The organism is Streptomyces sp. NPDC000348, assembly GCF_042898795.1.
In the GTDB taxonomy this organism is placed as follows: Bacteria; Actinomycetota; Actinomycetes; order Streptomycetales; family Streptomycetaceae; genus Streptomyces.
Genome location: NZ_JBIAZD010000056.1, coordinates 1 through 1,305, shown reverse-complemented (window position 1 = coordinate 1,305; position 1,305 = coordinate 1). Strand labels below are relative to the sequence as shown.

Sequence of the window (1,305 nt, the reverse complement as noted above, 5' to 3'; positions counted from 1 at the left end):
TGAGCTGTACTGAGATTTGTGGAGTCCCTGATGCCAGGGTTACGGTCCTGGCGAAGGAGAACCACCAGCACCATGGCAGCACCCCGTAAATATCCGGACGAACTCCGCGAGCGCGCGATTCGCGAGGTCCGCACCACCGGCCGCCCGATCGCGCACGTCGCGAAGGACCTGGGCATCCACAAGGAGGCCCTGCGCGGCTGGGTCCGCCAGGCCGAGGCCGACCGCGGCGAGCGGGACGACCGGCTCACCACCGCCGAGCAGGACGAGCTCAAACAACTCCGCAGAGAAGTAGCGGAGTTGAGGCGCGCGAACGAGATCCTGAAAGCCGCCTCGGTGTTTTTTGCCCAGGAGATCGACCGTCCCCGGACGAGGCCGAGCAGGTGATCGACCACCTGCGCGAGAGGGGCCTTGGGGTCGATCCCGTCTGCCGGGTGCTGGAGCTGTCGCCGTCGACGTACTTCGCCCGCAAGAAGCGGCCGAAGTCGGCCCGTCGGCTCCGGGACGAGCAGCTCATGCCGCTGATCGAGGAGGTCCACGCGGAGTCGGGCGGCACCTATGGCGCCCGCCGGATCACCCGCGCGCTTCGGCGCAAGGGCCACGGGGTGGCCCGCTGCACCGTCGAGAGGCTGATGGCCGAGCTGGGCCTGGAGGGCGTCATCCGTGGCCGGCGGCGTCGGACCACGATTCCGGAACCGCCGGCGCCGCGTCCGCCGGACCTGGTCGACCGCGACTTCACCGCCTCCCGGCCCGATCAGCTGTGGGTCGCGGACATGACGTATGTCCGCACCTGGTCGGGATGGGCGTATGTGGCGTTCGTCCTGGACGTGTACTCGCGGATGATCGTCGGCTGGCAGGTCGCGAACCACATGCGGACCGAACTCCCCCTGGAAGCCCTGGAGATGGCGCTCTGGCGGCGCCGGATCAAGAAGGACTCCGGACTGATACACCACAGCGATCGCGGGTCGCAATATGTATCAATTCGGTATACCGACCGGCTCGCCGACATCGGCGTCTCCGCCTCCGTCGGCTCCGTCGCGGACTCGTATGACAACGCGATGGCCGAGGCCCTGAACGGCACCTTCAAGGCCGAGCTCATCGAGATGCAGGGCCCCTGGAAGGACGTCGACCAGGTCGAGCGGGCGATCTTCCAGTGGATCACCTGGTACAACGAAGAACGCCTTCACTCCGCGCTCGACTACGTGCCGCCGGCCGAGTACGAGGAAGCCTTCTGGCGCAGCCAGGAGCAAACCCCGCAGTCCGCCTGAACCAATCAAGATCGGACTCTATGAAACTCGGGGCAGCTCA

General features: G+C 67.0%; 1 protein-coding gene. It reads left to right on the top strand.

Annotation, left to right across the window (positions count from 1 at the left end):
- The first annotated feature begins 72 nt into the window (after positions 1-72).
- A protein-coding gene (locus ACFY3N_RS36655; RefSeq protein WP_390821096.1) for an IS3 family transposase occupies positions 73-1,265 on the top strand; the annotation gives its coding sequence in 2 pieces (ribosomal slippage) (positions 73-337 and positions 337-1,265; 1,194 coding nt in all).
- Positions 1,266-1,305: the final 40 nt, after the last annotated feature.